The organism is Sphingopyxis sp. P1IMeth2 (genome assembly GCF_900185685.1).
GTDB classification, from domain to species: domain Bacteria; phylum Pseudomonadota; class Alphaproteobacteria; order Sphingomonadales; family Sphingomonadaceae; genus Sphingopyxis; species Sphingopyxis terrae_A.
Genome location: NZ_FYAT01000014.1, coordinates 273,236 through 288,835 on the forward strand (window position 1 = coordinate 273,236; position 15,600 = coordinate 288,835).

The following is a 15,600-nucleotide window of genomic DNA, read 5'->3' on the forward strand; positions in this document are numbered from 1 at the left end:
GCGGATCAGGCCGCGCCCGGCGTGTCGTCGGCTTCGAGACCCTGATATTTGAGCTGGAGATAGCGTTCGCGCGTCGCCAGCTTGTCGATCTCGCCAGCCGCCAGGCTGCGCGCCGCGTCGCCGATCTCGCGTTCGAGCATCTTGAGCCCGCCAAGCAGCGTTTCGTCGGGCGTACGTCCCGCATGCGCTTCGCCGCGCAGCCCCGCGGGGATACGCTGATAGCCCGCGACGAGTTCGGGCAGATCCTCGCCGACCAGCTTACGGATATTAGCTGCCGCCGGCGTCGCGGCGTCGAGCGTCTGGAGCTGCGGGGCGAGCAGGTCGAGCTGGACGCCGATCCCGTCGACGAGCTGGCGTGCCGGGGCGGGAAGCGCCGGACGCTGCGCCTCGAGCCAGATTTCGGTGCGGCCGGCGAGCTGCTTAAGGTCGGCCTTGGGCAGATCGGTCTGGCGCGGTTCGGGAAAGGGCGGCCATTTGCCGAACAGCACAGCGACACCGATCAACAGCACCGTGAGCGCGAGCAGGCCCGTGAAGCCGAGCGGCTTGATGAGCGCGCCGAACAGCGCCGCGCCGATCAGCACGATCCCGCCTGCAACAAGGACGCGACCGAGCTTCTTGTAGAGATGCTGGCGGCGCAGCGCGACGCTCTTGGTGCCGATCGGTCGCCGCCGTTCGCGCGAGCGTTCGATCGCGGCGTTGCCGAGCGCGCTAATCTTGTCGACCTCGCTCATGCTCATCCTAGCCCTCGATCGCCGCCAGCGGGCTCTCGGCGCCGCCGACGCTTGCCTGCGCCTGGCTCGCGCCTTCGGCGCGCGCGATATAGCCCTTTGACTTGGCGACCTCGCCCTCGAGCGAGGTCACGGTCGTCTTCATCGTGTCGAGCGCCTTGAGCTTGAAGGTATCGATCGCGTCCATCGTGTCGTAGATATTCTGGAAAGCGCGGCTGAGCGTCTCCATCGGGATCGTGCTCGACGCCGCCTGTTCGTGGATGCGCGCCGTATTGTCCTTCAGCATCTTCGAAGTGCCATCGATGATGTTGGCGGTGGTCGTGTTGAGCGCGGTAATCTGTTCGAGCACGAGCTTCTGGTTCGTCATCGCCTGTGCGACGGTGATCGCGGTCTTGAGCGCGCCGACGGTGGTGGTCGAGGCGCGATCGACGCCCTTCACCAGCTCGACATTATTCTTTTTGACGAGATCGAGGGCGAGATATCCCTGTACCGTCACCGCCATCTGGGTCAGCAGATCCTGCGTGCGTTGCCGCGCATAGAACAGGGCATTTTCGCGGATGACCTTTGCCTTGGCGGGATCGCTGCCGTCGAGTTCGGCCGCTTTCGCCTCTAGCCGCTGATCGAGCGTGCCCGCGATGTGGATCATCTGTTCGAGCTTGCCCATCGATTCCCACATCTTGCGGCGCTCGACGTCGATGGCGGCATTGTCCATCAGCAGCTCGTCCTTGCCGTTGGCAAGCGCGGTCAGGATGCCGCCGATGTGGGTCTGGGCGCTGCGGTATTGCGCGAAATAATTGTTGATCTTGCTGCCCAGGATCTTGTCCAGAAAGCCGCGTTTGGTCAGCAGCTTGCCGTTCGCCGAGGGATCGAGACGTTCGACCGTGGTACGCAGTTCGATCAGATTCTGGCCGATGTCGGTATCGCGATCCATCGCCTTGATCGGGCGGTCGAGGAAGCGGTTCGAATGATTCGCCGCCTCCAGCATTTCCTTGCGCCCCATATTGGTGATCTGGTCGATGCGCTTGCCGAACTCGGGCGAATTTTCGTCCTGTGCCACCAGATCGTCGATGAAGCTGTCGACGCGTTCCTCGAGCTTAGATTTCTGCTCGGTCGAGAGCGGAACAAGGCCGGCGGCCTTTTCGGGCGCGACGGCGGGGACGGGTTCGGGCGGCGTCAGTTTCAGTTCGTCGGTTGCGGTCGCCGTCGCGGTCTCTTCGCTCATAACAATCCTTCCAGCCCCAGGTCGATAGTGGGCCGCCTGCCTATATGACATGCGGACCTGTGTTATTCAAGCACTACACCTCTTGGTGGCGCGCCAGCGCCGGCGCGATCCATGCCGAGAGGATCAGTTGCGCCATATGATAGACGAGGATCGGCAGCAGCACCATGCCGGCGATCGGCGAGGGAAAGAGCGTCGCGGCGAGCGGCGCGCCGACGGCGAGGCTCTTTTGCGCGCCCGAGAACAGCAGGGTGATCCGGTCGGATCGGCGGAGCGCGAGCAGCCAGCCGAGCAGCCAGGCACCGCCGAAGGCGCTACCGAGCAGCAGCGCATCGACGCCGAGCACGATCGCGATCTCGCGCCCGTCAAGCTGCGTCCAGATGCCGCCAACCACGGCCGCGGAAAAGGCGACATAAACCGCTGTCGCAATCGCGGTGCGATCCATCAGCGTCGCGAGGCCGCGGTGCCGTAGCACCAGCGGGCGAAGCCAGCGCTGCGCCGTTTGTCCGGCCAGAAAGGGAAGCAGCAGGATTGCGACGATGCGCAGCGCCGCGGCACCGTGGATCGCCCCCGCCTTGCCCGCGAGTGCGGCAAAGAGGAGCGGTGACAGAAACACGCCGGCCAGATTGAGCAGCGCCGCCGCGACAATACTTGCGGCAACATTGCCGCCCGCCATCGAACTGGCGGCGGTCGCCGACTGGACGGTCGAAGGCAATATGCCGAGAAAGAGGAAGCCGAGTGCCAGTGTCGGCGGCAGGAGCGGCGCCGTCAACGCCTGCGCGCCGAGCCCGAATAGTGCCATCGCGCCGAAACAGAAGGCGAAGGTGCCGCCCTGCAATTTCCAATTGCGGATGCCGTGCAGTACCTCTTGACGCGGCAGGCGGACGCCGTTGAGGAAGAAGAGCAGCACGATTGCCGCGGTCGAAATCCCTTGCGCGACCGGCACCGCGCTTCCGCGCACCGGCAGCAGGCTCGCGACGACGATGGTGGCGAGGAGGACGGGAACAAAGCGGTCGGGGAACAGGCGCGCGAGCATGGGGCGGAGCGATGGCCGGAAGGCGGCGCCTTGGCAAGTCCGCGCGTCGGTCGCGGCGGCGACAACACTCGACATGGCGCGAAAGAGGATTATGGCGCGCGGATGGCCCGCATCCTAATCCTCGCCGCGCTGCCCGAAGAGGCCGATGCCGTTTTTCCCGGCCAAGGCGCCGCCGAAGCGGCCGCTTTTGCGCTTCGTTCGCTGTCAGTGCATGAGCATGGCGTAACGATTGCCACCTGCGGTCTCGGAAAGGTCAACGCGGCGCTATGCGCCGGGATGCTCGGCGGCGCGGCCGATCTGCTGGTGATGAGCGGCACCTGCGGCTCGCTCGGCCCCGGACCTGGCGCCTATTGGATCGCCGAGGCGGTGCAGCACGATTATGGCGCGGCCCAGCCCGGTTTGTTCCGCCGCTATCGGGCCGGCGAATGGCCGATCGGCGAAGCGGGCGAGGCGCATTTCGCCGCGATGCCCGACCCCGGCCTGAACCTGCCACATGCGCGCATCGCAAGCGGCGACAGCTTCGTCGCCTGCCCCGACGCCGCGGCCGGACTGGTGCGCGATCTGGGCGCCGCGCTGGTCGATATGGAGGTCGGCGCAGTGGCGCAGGCGGCGATGCGGCTCGGCAAGCCCTGGGCCGCAATCAAGGCGGTGACCGACGACGCCAACGGCGACAGCGCGGGCGACTTCCGTGCCAATCTCGTGCGCGCGGCGCGCATCGCGGGAGCGGCGATCGAGCGTCTGGTCGCGCGGGTCAGCGGCTGAGCGCACCGATGCAGGCCTGCCGCGCGGCGGGAGGCGAAAGATCGTCGAGCGCGAATTCGCGCACCGTTTCGCGGGCTCGCCCCTGCGGCATATAGCGCAGCGTGCGCTTCGTGCCGCCATCGTCGACATCATAGGCGATTTCGCTCTGGCTGTTGCCGATCTCCCCGCCGCTGCGGCCGATCAGCGTCATGCCGTCGCGCATCCCGGCCTGCCATGCCGGGCCGTCCTGGGCGACGCCAGCGATAATGCGGTCGTTCGCGAGCGTCGCGTCGACATCGAAGCCGCGATCGAACACCAGTCGTTCGAATTGGCGCAACGTGCCGCACGCGGCGAGCATGTCGGCGGGCAGCGCAATCGGTTCGCCGCGATCGATGAATCGGGCGATGCCTTCGCCGATCGCCGCGTCGCGGCGCTGCGCCTCGGCACTGAACAGGGTAACAGCATCGCTGCGGGCTGCCGGAGCAGCTGCCTGCATCGCCAGCAGCAGGTTGCGCATCGACGATCCGCCTGGCGCGCGCCGCAGCCGGTCGTCAGCCCAGTGCGCGAAAAGCATCCCGCGCAAATAGGCGAGCCGCTGCGCCTTCTCGTCGGTCCAGAACAGCCGCGCCGCCTCCTTGTTGGGCGCGGCGCGAAGCGGCGAGGCATCATATTCGCGCAGCGCGTCGTTGAACTGCGCAAAATATTGTTCGGGCGTCCACACTCCGGCGCGGACCAGCGCCCGCCACGAGGTGAAATCGGTGAAGCCCTCCGACAGCCAGAATTGCTCGGCTTCGGGCACTGTGTCGGAAAAGCCGCCGATCCGGGCATTGACCCAGCTATGCGCCATTTCATGCGTCATCAGCCGGTCGAGCATCTCGGGCAGCGCGTTGGTCGTCGCAAAAAAGGCGAACGCATCGCCGCGTCCGGTGCCGCCGATCGAGGTTGCGCCGGGTCCCGGCGGCGCGAAGGGAATGATGGTGACGAGGTAGCGCCCGGCGTCGTTGCCCCAATATTCTGACATGGCTGCGGCGACGCGGCGGAAGCTTTGCGTCCAGCCGGCATCGTCGCGTGTTGCAAAGCTACCGCGCACTGCGAGCCGTGCGCCATGTCCTGCATCGATCAGGCGGAAATCGCCGCCGACGGCGATGCTTTCGATCAGGCCATCGACGGTCAGCCCGGGATGTTCGAGGTCGGACGCAAAGCGCGTCCCCGCCGGCATCCCGCGGACCGAAAAGCTTGCCGGGGTATCGCCATCCAGATGTTCTGGCCGCGCCACCACCGCGTCGCCGATCAGGTGGAACCATGTCGGCTGGATGAGCGGGCGATAGTCATTGACGACTTCGCCGTCCTGCAATTGCTCGGCCCGGTTGGCACCGCGCACAAGGTAGCGCAGGACGATCGGGGCGCCGGGAGCGTGCCGCAACGCGATCTTGGCGGGGTCGGACGATGGGGCCAGCGTCGCGCCCTCGGCGCGGATGTCGCCCAGATAATTATAAAGCTTGTCAAAGCCCCCCCATTCGTCCGGCAGATCGACGATGGTGACGCCGCTCGCGGCGCCGCGAAAGCGCAGCGTCACTTCGATCGCGCGGAAACGGCCGTCGGCTGCGACGACCGGCTGATAGGTGAGCGCGAGGCCCGCATCGGGCTCGGCCGCGCTCGAAGGCGTGACGGCGGCGAGGGTGGCAGCTAGGGCAGCGGAAAGGGCGGCGGCGACGATACCGCGAGCGAGGGAGAGGCGCATCGATATTTCCTTGAGCTGAACGCCCATGGTGTATCGCTCGAGCAACACAGTGTCAAATCGGACGCCCGCGCCTCTCTTGTTGCGCCGCAGCACCGCTTCTGTTAGGGGCGCGGCGTTTAGCGGCGCTCCAGGCGCTGCCCCCTTCCATCAAGGCTCCTACCGCATGTCTTTGCGCAATATTGCGATTATCGCACACGTCGACCATGGCAAGACGACCCTCGTCGATCAGCTTTTCCGCCAGTCGGGCACATTTCGGGACAACCAGCGTGTCGAAGAACGAGCGATGGATTCGAACGACCTGGAAAAGGAACGCGGGATCACGATTCTCGCCAAATGTACTTCGGTCGAGTGGGGCGAAGGCGCCGATGCGACGCGCATCAACATCGTCGACACGCCGGGCCACGCCGACTTCGGCGGCGAGGTCGAGCGGATCCTGAGCATGGTCGATGGCGTCATCCTGCTCGTCGATGCCGCCGAAGGCCCGATGCCGCAGACCAAGTTCGTCACCGGCAAGGCGCTGGCGCTCGGCCTCAAGCCGATCGTCGTCGTCAACAAGATCGACCGCAGCGACGCGCGCGCAGCCGAAGTGCTCGACGAAGTATTCGAACTGTTCCTGACGCTCGACGCCAATGACGAACAGCTTGATTTCCCGATCCTTTATGCCTCGGGTCGCGGCGGCTATGCCTCGGAAAGCCCTGACGCGCGCGAAGGCACGCTCGAGCCGCTGTTCAAGACGATCGTGTCGCATGTTCCGACGCCCGGCCTCGACGAAGAGGCGCCCTTCACCTTCCTCGCGACGCTGCTCGACCGCGACAATTTCATCGGCCGCATCCTGACCGGCCGCGTCCAGTCGGGCACGGTCAAGGTCAACCAGCCGATCCACGCGCTCGACATGGACGGCAAGGTCATCGAAACCGGCCGCGCGTCGAAGCTGCTGGCGTTCCGCGGGCTCGACCGCGTTCCGGTCGAGGAAGCGCGCGCAGGCGACATCGTCGCGATCGCGGGCCTGACCAACGCGACGGTCGCGAACACGATCGCCGACACGAGCGTCAGCGAGCCGATCGCCGCGCAGCCGATCGACCCGCCGACGCTGTCGATGCGCTTCGCCGTCAACGACAGTCCGATGGCTGGCCGCGAAGGCAGCAAGGTGACGAGCCGCATGATCCGCGACCGCCTGTACCGCGAAGCCGAAACCAATGTCGCGATCCGCATCACCGAAAGCGCCGACAAGGACAGCTTCGAAGTCGCGGGCCGCGGCGAGCTTCAGCTCGGCGTGCTCATCGAAACAATGCGCCGGGAAGGCTTCGAACTCGGCATCAGCCGCCCCAAGGTGCTGTACCAGACCGACGAGAACGGCCAGCGCACCGAGCCCTATGAAACCGTCGTCATCGACGTCGACGACGAGCATAGCGGCACGGTTGTCGAGAAGATGCAGATCCGCAAGGCCGAGCTGACCGACATGCGCCCGTCAGGCGGCGGCAAGACTCGCATCAGCTTCAGCGGCCCGTCGCGCGGCCTGATCGGCTATCACGGCGAATTCCTGTCCGACACGCGCGGAACCGGGATCATGAACCGCCTCTTCGAAAAATATGGCCCCTACAAAGGCGCGATCGAGGGCCGCAAGAACGGCGTCCTCATCTCGAATGGCGCGGGGGAAGCCGTCGCCTATGCGCTCGGCCCCTTGGAAGAACGCGGCATCCTGTTCGTCTCGCCCGGCGAGGCGCTCTATGAAGGGATGATAATCGGGGAGAATGCGAAGCCCGACGACCTTGAGGTCAACCCGATGAAGTCGAAGCAGCTCACGAACTTCCGTTCGACGGGCAAGGACGATGCGATCCGCCTGACTCCGCCGCGCCGCATGACGCTGGAACAGGCGATCGCCTATATCGACGACGACGAAATGGTCGAAGTGACCCCCGCGAACATCCGCATCCGCAAGGCGATCCTCGATCCGCATGAGCGGAAGAAGGCGAGCCGCAAGAAGGAAGCGGCGTAAGATCAAGGGGGCGGCCAGCGATGGTCGCCCTCTTTCTTTTTGACGGCTTGTCCCAGTCTTTTCCTCGCCTTCGTCATCCCGGGCTTGACCCGGGATCCATCGCAGCGCTGAAGTCATGGACCCCGGATCAAGTCCGGCGTGACGAAGGAAGAGGGAGGCGGGAGGCCATGCGAGGAAAGACGCGGTGAACCGCCTGATCCTGTTCAACAAGCCGTATGGCGTGTTGTCGCAATTTACCGACAAGGGCACGACCGCGCCTGCCGACGGCCCGCGCGCGACGCTGTCAGACTATATCGACGTACCCGGCGTCTACCCCGCCGGCCGGCTCGACCGCGACAGCGAGGGCTTGTTGATCCTGACCGACGACGGCGCGCTGCAGGCGCGGATTTCGTCGCCGCAGCACAAGATGCCCAAAACCTATCTGGCGCAGGTCGAGGGCGAGCCCGACGACGCCGCGCTGGCGGCGCTCGCCCGCGGCGTCACGCTGAACGACGGCCCGACGCGCCCCGCGACCGTCCGCCGCATCGACCCGCCCCAGCTATGGGACCGCGATCCGCCGGTGCGATATCGCAAAAGCGTGCCCGATAGCTGGATCGAACTGACGATCACAGAGGGGCGCAACCGCCAGGTCCGCCGCATGACCGCCGCGGTCGCCTATCCGACGCTGCGGCTGGTGCGGTGGCGGATCGGGGGGTGGGAGATTGGGGATTTGGCGCCCGGAACGTGGCGCGAGATCGCCTGATCGCGCCCGAAGATGCCGGGCGGACGGCTGCGCGCCGCCCACCCGACATCAACCCTTTGCCTGCCTTGCCGCTCAGCGGCCGGCGAAGCTCGCCTTGATTTCGCGGCCGATGGTTGCCGCATTTTCGTCGATCACGAAATGGCCAGCGTCGAGCCAGACGAGGCGCGCGCCGGGCAAGTCGCGCTTGTAGGCCTCTGCCCCCGGTGCGATGAAGATCGGATCGCTTTTGCCCCACAGGATAAGCGTCTTCGGCTGATATTGGCGGAACAGCGCGTGCCATTTGTCATAGGACGCGACATTGGACCGATAATCCTCGAACAGGTCGAGCTGGATGGCATCATTGCCCGGCCGGTCGAGCAGCGCCTGGTCGATCACCCAATTGTCGGGATTGATCGCCGCCGGGTTTTTCGCGCCATAGCTATACTGGAACTTGGTGGTGTCGAGCGTGAGAAGCGTGCGCGCCGCGGCTTCCGATGCAGCGTCACGCTGTTGGCCGATGGGGAGCAGCGCCTGCTTCACCGGGTCGCCGACGCCGTCGAGATAGGCATTGGCGTTCTGGATCACGAACCCTTTCACATGCGTTGGCCGCTGCGCGAAGAGGCGAAAGCCGACCGGCCCGCCATAATCCTGCATATAGAGAACATAGGATTGGAGCCCGAGCTGATCGATCAGACCGGCGACATGCGAGGTGAGATTGTCGAAATTATAATCGAACTCTGCGGCGGATGGGGCGTCGGACTGGCCGAAGCCCACATAGTCGGGGGCGATGATGTGAAATTTGTCGGCCAGCTGCGGGATCAGGTCGCGATACATCTGGCTGCTGCTGGGAAAGCCGTGAAGCAGCAGGATCGTGGGCGCGGCCGGGTCGCCGGCTTCGCGGTAGAATATTTTGCGGCCGTTGACCGTCGCAAAATGATAGCTGGTGGGATGCGCGGACGCGGCTGTCGCGGCCGGAGCAGCTGGTGCCGCCTCGGCGGCCAGCGGGGCTGCGGCAGAAAGCGCGACCGCGGCCGCGTGGATCAGTTTGGAAGATTGGGTCATGAGAATTCCTGTTGATGGAATGTAGGGAGGGCACGGACCGGATACCGGGTTGCGGAGCCCGTTACCTGAAGATCAGGCCGAGGTTCGGGCGCGCACCACGGGGAAGTCGATTTCGGTGCCGAAGGCTTCGTTGACGTAGTTGGTGAAGCTGTTGAGCGCGACGTGCAGGACGATTTCCAGCGCCTGCGCGTTGGTGTAACCGGCCTCGCGAAGCGCCAAGACTTCGGCCTCGGTGACATGGCCGCGGTTGTGCGCGAGCGCTGCAGCGAAGCGAACGGCGGCATCGGCAACCGGATCATTCGAAGCCCCGCTCCGGTTTGCGGTCATTTCGGCATCGTCGAGCTTGGCGAGATTGCGACCGAGATAGCTGTGCGCCGACAGGCAATAGCTGCAGCCGTTGATCTCTGCGATGGCCAGCGCGATACGCTCGCGCGTTGCGGCGGGCAGGCTTCCCTTGCCGAGCGCGCCCATCAGGCCGACATAGCCTTCGAGCGTCTCAGGGCTGGTCGACACCAACCGGAACAGGTTGGGTACACTGCCGAGTTGGGCCTGCACGGCCTGGAGCATCGCCTGCGATGCGACCGGGGCGGCTTCGACAGTGGCGGGGGTGGGAATCAGGGACATTAGGTGGACCTTTCGTCTGGGCCGGATTTGGCCTGGCCGCGAAGTAGGTCCTCCTGATTTTCGAGAGTATGGGTCAATTGCGCAAACCATCCTTCCGTAATATGGAAGGAAAATGGATCGTTTCGAGGCTATGCGGACGCTTGTCGCTGCCATCGACGGGGGCAGCCTGTCGGCGGCCTCGCGTGCGCTCGGCATCCCGCTCGCGACCGTGAGCCGGCGGGTATCGGATTTGGAGGCGCGGCTCGGCACCCGCCTGGTCGTTCGCACGAGCCGCAAACTGATACCGACCGAGGAGGGCGCCGCTTTCCTCGTGGCGGCGCGGCGCGTTCTGGAAGATCTGGGCGAGGCGGAGCGCGTTGCCTCGGGCGAATATCGGGCCCCGCGCGGGGAGTTGCTGGTCACGGCACCGATCATGTTCGGCAAATTGCACGTCGCGCCGATCGTCCATGACTTCCTGTCCGCCTATCCCGAGGTCACTGTGCGACTCGTGCTGGCCGATACGCTGGTCGACCTGGTCGAAAATCACGTCGATGTGGCGGTGCGGATAGGAAAGCTGCCCGACAGCAGCCTGATTGCGCGGCGGGTGGGCACGGTGCGATGGTTGATCTGCGCCAGCCCCCACTATCTTTCCTATAACCCGGCGCCGAGCGCGCCGGGGGATTTGGTCCGCCACGACTGCATCGCTTTCGAAGGTTTCCAGACCTATCGCCAATGGCCATTCCTTGCCGGGACGCATCCATTGTCGGTGACGATCCGGCCGCGTTTTTCGGTCAACACCGCCGACGCGGTCATTGACGGGGCCATCAACGGACTGGGGATTGCCCGAATCATATCCTATCAGGCGTCGCAAGCCGTCGGTGACGGCGCCTTGGTGCCGGTGCTCCAAACCTTCAGCCCGCCGCCGATCCCCGTCCATCTCGTCCATGCCGCCCAGACGCTGCAACCGCTGAAGCTGCGCGCATTCATGGATTTCGTCATTCCGCGCCTCGAACGCGCGCTCGCGCGCATAGACCGGGTTCTTGACCCGCCGGGCAAATCTGATTGAGCCGAGGGAGCGGCAGCGTACCTCACGCTCTCTTCTGCAAAGCGCCGCTATGCGAATGCGAGGGACCGCTCAACTGAGGGTAGTTCATGCCTTTGACGCAGGAAATTCGAGTGCGCGCTGAATATGCGGCCCTCGTCACCCTTTCCGGCGCCATGCAGGGCCGCGTCCCACACGCTCCCCTGATTTGTCCGTGTGGCTGTCCGGGACGCCGCCCATTGCGCTCGCCGATATATTGGCATAGCATATGTCAAAACATGGGGAGGGACGGGTGAACGAACGGCCTTATGAAGTCCATGGTGCGCTGGGTTCGCCCTATTCGATGAAGATTCGCGCGGCGATGCGCTATCGCCGTTTGCCCCATATCTGGGTGCATGGCGCCGCGACGCAGGGCGGGGCGCTGGCGCATGTCCGCGCGCCGGTGATCCCGGTGGTGCGCTTTCCCGACGATAGCTGGCACAATGATTCGACCCCGCTCCTCTATCTGCTCGAGGATCGCCATCCGGGCAGCCGTTCGGTGGTGCCGCCCGATCCCGCGCGCGCCTTTCTGGCGCATCTGATCGAGGATTTCGCTGACGAATGGCTGACCAAGGCGATGTTCGGCTATCGCTGGCTGGCCGAGGTCGACCAGCTTCAGATGAGTCGCTGGCTGGCCTTCGACGCGTTCAAGGGCGGCGGTGCGGAGCAGCGCGAGCGCTTTGCGGCGAGCTTTCGCGAGCGGCAGGTGGGGCGCCTGGCGATCGTCGGCTGCACGCCGGCGAATTTCCCGCTGATCGAAGCGTCGACCCGCGCGGTGCTCGCGGCGCTGGAGACGCATGTCCAGGACCGGCACTGCCTGTTCGGCACGCGGCCATCGCTCGCCGAATTCGGCCTCTTTGGCCAATTGTCGCAGTTCGGCGTCGATCCGACCGCGCAGGCGATGATGCGCACCGACTATCCCTTTGCCTATCGCTGGCTTTCGCACATCGATGACATGTCGGGGATCGACGGCGAATGGGACGCGGCCGATGCGCGGCTGCCGCCCGTGGTCGATGCGCTGCTGGCGGTGGCGGGCGCGGTCTATCTGCCCTTCTTGCGGGCGAATGCGGCGGCACTGGAAAAGGGGGAGGCGATGATACGGTTCGAGGCGATGGGGCATGGCTATGACCAGGGGGTGTTCAAATATCAGGCGAAATGCCTTGCCGACCTGCGCATGCGCTACGCGGCGCTGAACGACGCGGCGCGCGCCGCGGTCGATCCGCTGCTCGAGCGGACTGGCTGCCTGCCCGCGCTGGTGTCGGCATGAGGCGCGCGTTCGCCGCCGGGATCGCCGCTGCGCTGGTCGCGGCGCCGCTGGCCGCGCAGACCGCGGTGCCGACCGCGCCCGCAGCGCCGCGCCATCCCAATATCGTCATCCTGCTGGCCGATGACTGGGGTTTTTCGGATGTCGGCGCTTTCGGGGCCGAATTCGCGACCCCGAACATCGACGCGCTGGCGCATGCCGGGATGCGCTTTTCCAATTTCCATGTGTCGGGTTCCTGCTCACCGACGCGCGCGATGCTGCAGACGGGGGTGATGAACCACCGCGCCGGGTTGGGCAATATGCCCGAGACGATCCCCGACGCGCACCGCGGCAAGCCGGGGTACGAGACGGTGATGAACCACAGCGTCGTCACGATCGCGGAAATGCTGAAGGCGGCGGGCTATCGCACCTATCTGACCGGCAAATGGCATCTGGGCAGCGATCCGACGCGGCTTCCCGAAGCGCGCGGCTATGATCGCGCCTTCAGCCTGGCCGATGCGGGCGCCGACAATTTCGATCAGGAGCCGATAAAGGGCCTCTACGACAAGGCGAACTGGACCGACAATGGCAAGCCGGGGGTGCTGCCCAAGGATTATTATTCGTCGCGCTTCGTCGTCCAGAAGATGATCGATTATATCGACTCCGACCGCGCGAGCGGAAAGCCGTTTTTCGCGTCGGTCAATTTCCTAGCAAACCATATTCCGGTGCAGGCGCCCGACAGCGATATCGCGCGCTATCAGGCGATGTATCGCGAAGGCTGGACCGCGCTGCGCGCCGCACGGGCCAAGCGCGCCGCGGCGCTCGGCATCATGCCCGCGGGCGCGCCGATGGTGACGATGGCGACCACCCCCGACTGGCAAAAGCTGGACAGCGACGAACGCAAGGCGGCGGTCCGCGTCATGCAGGCCTATGCCGGGATGGCGACCGCCGCCGACCGCGAGATCGGGCGCCTTGTCGCGCATCTGAAGGCGACGGGCGATTACGACAATACGATCTTCGTCTTTCTGTCGGACAACGGCCCCGAACCGACCAACCCCTATAACCGGCTGCGCAACCGGCTGTTCCTGGGGATGCAATATAACACGTCGATCGGCAACATCGGCCGCCGCCACAGCTTCAGCGCCATCGGTCCGGGCTGGGCCAGCGCGGCTGCGGCGCCGCTATCGGGGTACAAGTTCAGCGCGACCGAGGGCGGGCTGCGCGTACCGCTGATAATCGCCTGGCCCGGCCATCCGCAGGTGCGCGCGGGCGCGATCTCGAAGGGGCTCGCGCATGTCACCGACATCGTCCCGACGCTGACCGACCTCGCCGGCGTGCCGGGTCACGGCGGCAGCTGGAGCGGGCGGACGGTCGAGCCGATCGCGGGGCGCAGTCTGGTGCCGATGCTGGCAGGCGGCGCGGGCAGCGTTCATGGCGACGCGCCGATTGGTTATGAACTGTCGGGCAATGCCGCGCTGTTCCGGGGGGATTACAAGTTGGTGCGCAATCTGCCGCCGACGGGCGACGGTCAATGGCGACTGTTCGACATCGCCAGCGACCCCGGCGAGACGCGCGATCTGGCCGCCGCGATGCCCGATCGCTTTGCGGCGATGAAGGCCGATTATGCGGCGTTCGCCAAGACCAACCAGGTGCTCGAAATGCCGGCGGGTTACACCGCCGACGAACAGATCAACCTTTATGCGTGGCGGCAACAGGGCCGCAAGCGGGCGATCCAGGCCGGACTGGTGCTCGGCGGGGCGATCGTCGCGCTGTCAGCCCTCTTGTGGCTTTTCGTCCGGCGGCGGCGGGCGCGCGGTGTCGATCAGGCGAATGCCAACATGATCGGTACCTAGCGAGCGTTCTTGAAACTGGCGCGCGGCGGGGCGATAGCGCGCGCAATAATTCGCCGCGCACAGAAAGCTGCCGCCCTTGATGACATTGCGGTCGGGGTCGATCGCGCTTGCCGTCCATTCCCAGACATTGCCGATCAGGTCGTGGACGCCGTGCTTGTCGGCGGGGAAGCAGGCGACGGGCGCGCGGCTCTTGAAGCCGTCGGTGCCGAGGTCGCGGACCGGGAACACGCCCTGATAATAGTTGGCGGTCGGCTTGCCGTTTGCATCGACGGGAACATCGCGCCGCGCGCCGCCGGTTGCAGCGGCAAGTTCCCATTGCGCCTCGTCGGGCAGCGCCTTGCCCTTCCAGTGCGCGTAGGCGAGCGCGTCCTCGTAGCCGACCTGGACCACCGGGTCGCGATCGCGGCCGGCGATGCCGGTCTTCGGTCCTTCGGGATGCCGCCATTCGGCCCCGACGACCCAGCGCCACCAGTTGGGATTGCCGTCAGTCGGCGCTGTAAACACCGCCGATCCGGGGATCAGCATGTCGGGCGGCGCACCGGGCAGTTTCGGCGGGTCTTTCTCGGCAAGCGTCTTGTAGCCGGTCGCCTTCACGAATTCGGCGAATTCGGCGTTCGTCACCTCATGCGTTGCCATCCAGAAACCCTTGACCGAAACCTCGCGCGCCGGTGCCTCTTCGGGCAGCGTCGCGTCGGCGCCCATGGTGAAGGTCGCGCCGGGTATCCAGACATAGTCGCGCGCCGGCATCGGCGGGCAGGTCGGGGTCTGCGCTTCGGCATGCTGTTCGGTCTTTTTGGCGCCGCATGCGGCCAGGGCGCCCAGCGCGGCGAAAGCGATCAGCGCTGCGCTGCGCTTCACCGATCGCCGCCTTGCGGAAGCGCGGCAAGCAGCGCTTCGACCATATGCGCGGTGACGGTCCCCGCTTCTTCGGCCGGCAGGCCCTGGTCGTGCCGCAACGCGCGCCAGTTCTGGAAGGAGAGGGTGGCACATAGCGCCTCCGCCGCCACCTTGTTCGCAAGGACAGGCGCGGGCAGCAGGCGCATTACCAGTTCGCGCTCGACCGTGATGACGCGGCCATATTCGGCCATCAGAAAGGGCGACTGATAGCGCTTGATATTGGCCGCGAGCCGGAACGGCAGCATCGTTTCGAACACGCGGACGCGGCGGCGGGCGAGATCGCGCATGTTCGCACGCCAGTCGTTGTCGAGATAGGGGGCGGTGACGATCGGCATCACCCGTTCGGCGATCGTCGCCGAAATCTCGCTATAGAGCGAATCCATATCGTCGAAATGGCGGAAAACGGTGCGAATGCCGATCCCGGCTTCGTCGGCGACGCGCGCCGCGCTGGGCATCAGGTCGCCGCCAGCGATCAGCTCCATCATCGCCTTGACGATGCGTTTGTGGCTCGACCGGCTGCGTTCGCGCCGACCATCGATCCGGGGCGTCTCGCTCGCCGGATTCGCCTTTGCCTCGCCCTCCGCTTTCGCCGTTGTCGTCATGTCCTCCCCGCTGGCGCAGCTTGGCGCCGTGGTCAATGCCCGCTTCGAAGCATCTTGCGCCGCGCCCGATATAATGA

At 65.7% G+C, this 15,600-nt stretch carries 14 protein-coding genes; 6 read left to right on the forward strand and 8 right to left on the reverse strand.

All coding sequences use genetic code 11. The annotated features are described in order from the left end of the window. Positions 1-5: 5 nt before the first annotated feature. The 3 genes from P1IM2_RS14855 to P1IM2_RS14865 all read right to left on the reverse strand — a co-directional run bounded on the left by P1IM2_RS14855 (position 6) and on the right by P1IM2_RS14865 (position 2,983). The gene (locus P1IM2_RS14855) at positions 6-731 is read right to left on the reverse strand and encodes a hypothetical protein (protein ID WP_234178506.1); all 726 of its coding nucleotides are present in this window, start codon (positions 729-731) and stop codon (positions 6-8) included. Between the two features lie 7 nt (positions 732-738). Then, positions 739-1,950 (reverse strand): toxic anion resistance protein, encoded by a 1,212-nt coding sequence (locus tag P1IM2_RS14860; protein ID WP_062901818.1) that lies wholly within the window; start codon positions 1,948-1,950, stop codon positions 739-741. Between the two features lie 73 nt (positions 1,951-2,023). Next, entirely contained in the window at positions 2,024-2,983 is a 960-nt protein-coding gene (locus tag P1IM2_RS14865; protein WP_062903121.1) for a bile acid:sodium symporter family protein, read from the reverse strand. 30 nt (positions 2,984-3,013) lie between these two features. On the opposite strand from P1IM2_RS14865, the gene P1IM2_RS14870 reads away from it, so the two are divergent. Then, the gene (locus tag P1IM2_RS14870; RefSeq protein WP_238929632.1) at positions 3,014-3,745 is read left to right on the forward strand and encodes a 5'-methylthioadenosine/S-adenosylhomocysteine nucleosidase; all 732 of its coding nucleotides are present in this window, start codon (positions 3,014-3,016) and stop codon (positions 3,743-3,745) included. Here the strand turns inward: P1IM2_RS14870 and P1IM2_RS14875 are convergent. After that, entirely contained in the window at positions 3,735-5,492 is a 1,758-nt protein-coding gene (locus tag P1IM2_RS14875) for a hypothetical protein (RefSeq protein ID WP_186402932.1), read from the reverse strand. The genes P1IM2_RS14870 and P1IM2_RS14875 overlap by 11 nt on opposite strands. A 136-nt stretch (positions 5,493-5,628) precedes the next feature. Here P1IM2_RS14875 and typA point away from each other — a divergent pair, with 136 nt between their 5' ends. After that, complete coding sequence (typA, locus tag P1IM2_RS14880) at positions 5,629-7,461, forward strand: translational GTPase TypA (RefSeq protein ID WP_003050854.1); 1,833 nt, start codon at positions 5,629-5,631, stop codon at positions 7,459-7,461. 184 nt (positions 7,462-7,645) lie between these two features. After that, positions 7,646-8,203 carry a pseudouridine synthase gene (locus P1IM2_RS14885; RefSeq protein ID WP_062901821.1) on the forward strand — a complete coding sequence of 186 codons (558 nt, stop codon included), beginning with the start codon at positions 7,646-7,648 and terminating at the stop codon, positions 8,201-8,203. Positions 8,204-8,275: 72 nt separating this feature from the next. Here P1IM2_RS14885 and P1IM2_RS14890 read toward each other — a convergent pair whose 3' ends face one another. Together P1IM2_RS14890 and P1IM2_RS14895 are read right to left on the reverse strand one after the other, a co-directional pair. Next, on the reverse strand, positions 8,276-9,244 hold the full coding sequence (locus P1IM2_RS14890; RefSeq protein ID WP_062901822.1) for an alpha/beta fold hydrolase: 969 nt from the start codon (positions 9,242-9,244) through the stop codon (positions 8,276-8,278). Between the two features lie 72 nt (positions 9,245-9,316). Next, on the reverse strand, positions 9,317-9,868 hold the full coding sequence (locus tag P1IM2_RS14895) for a carboxymuconolactone decarboxylase family protein (protein WP_062901823.1): 552 nt from the start codon (positions 9,866-9,868) through the stop codon (positions 9,317-9,319). A gap of 112 nt (positions 9,869-9,980) precedes the next feature. On the opposite strand from P1IM2_RS14895, the gene P1IM2_RS14900 reads away from it, so the two are divergent. From P1IM2_RS14900 to P1IM2_RS14910, 3 genes are all read left to right on the forward strand, one after another. Beyond that, the gene (locus P1IM2_RS14900) at positions 9,981-10,913 is read left to right on the forward strand and encodes a LysR family transcriptional regulator (protein ID WP_186402933.1); all 933 of its coding nucleotides are present in this window, start codon (positions 9,981-9,983) and stop codon (positions 10,911-10,913) included. A 268-nt stretch (positions 10,914-11,181) separates the two neighbouring features. Beyond that, the gene (locus tag P1IM2_RS14905) at positions 11,182-12,195 is read left to right on the forward strand and encodes a glutathione S-transferase N-terminal domain-containing protein (protein WP_186402934.1); all 1,014 of its coding nucleotides are present in this window, start codon (positions 11,182-11,184) and stop codon (positions 12,193-12,195) included. Continuing rightward, positions 12,192-14,024 (forward strand): arylsulfatase, encoded by a 1,833-nt coding sequence (locus tag P1IM2_RS14910; protein ID WP_062901826.1) that lies wholly within the window; start codon positions 12,192-12,194, stop codon positions 14,022-14,024. The genes P1IM2_RS14905 and P1IM2_RS14910 overlap by 4 nt, the downstream gene beginning before the upstream one ends. Here the strand turns inward: P1IM2_RS14910 and P1IM2_RS14915 are convergent. Together P1IM2_RS14915 and P1IM2_RS14920 are read right to left on the reverse strand one after the other, a co-directional pair. Next, entirely contained in the window at positions 13,944-14,882 is a 939-nt protein-coding gene (locus P1IM2_RS14915) for a formylglycine-generating enzyme family protein (RefSeq protein WP_062901827.1), read from the reverse strand. The two genes, P1IM2_RS14910 and P1IM2_RS14915, sit on opposite strands and share 81 nt — an antisense overlap. Beyond that, positions 14,879-15,523, reverse strand: a complete 645-nt coding sequence (locus P1IM2_RS14920; protein ID WP_062901828.1) for a TetR/AcrR family transcriptional regulator — start codon at positions 15,521-15,523, stop codon at positions 14,879-14,881. Before P1IM2_RS14920 ends, P1IM2_RS14915 begins: the two co-directional genes overlap by 4 nt. Positions 15,524-15,600 lie beyond the last annotated feature (77 nt).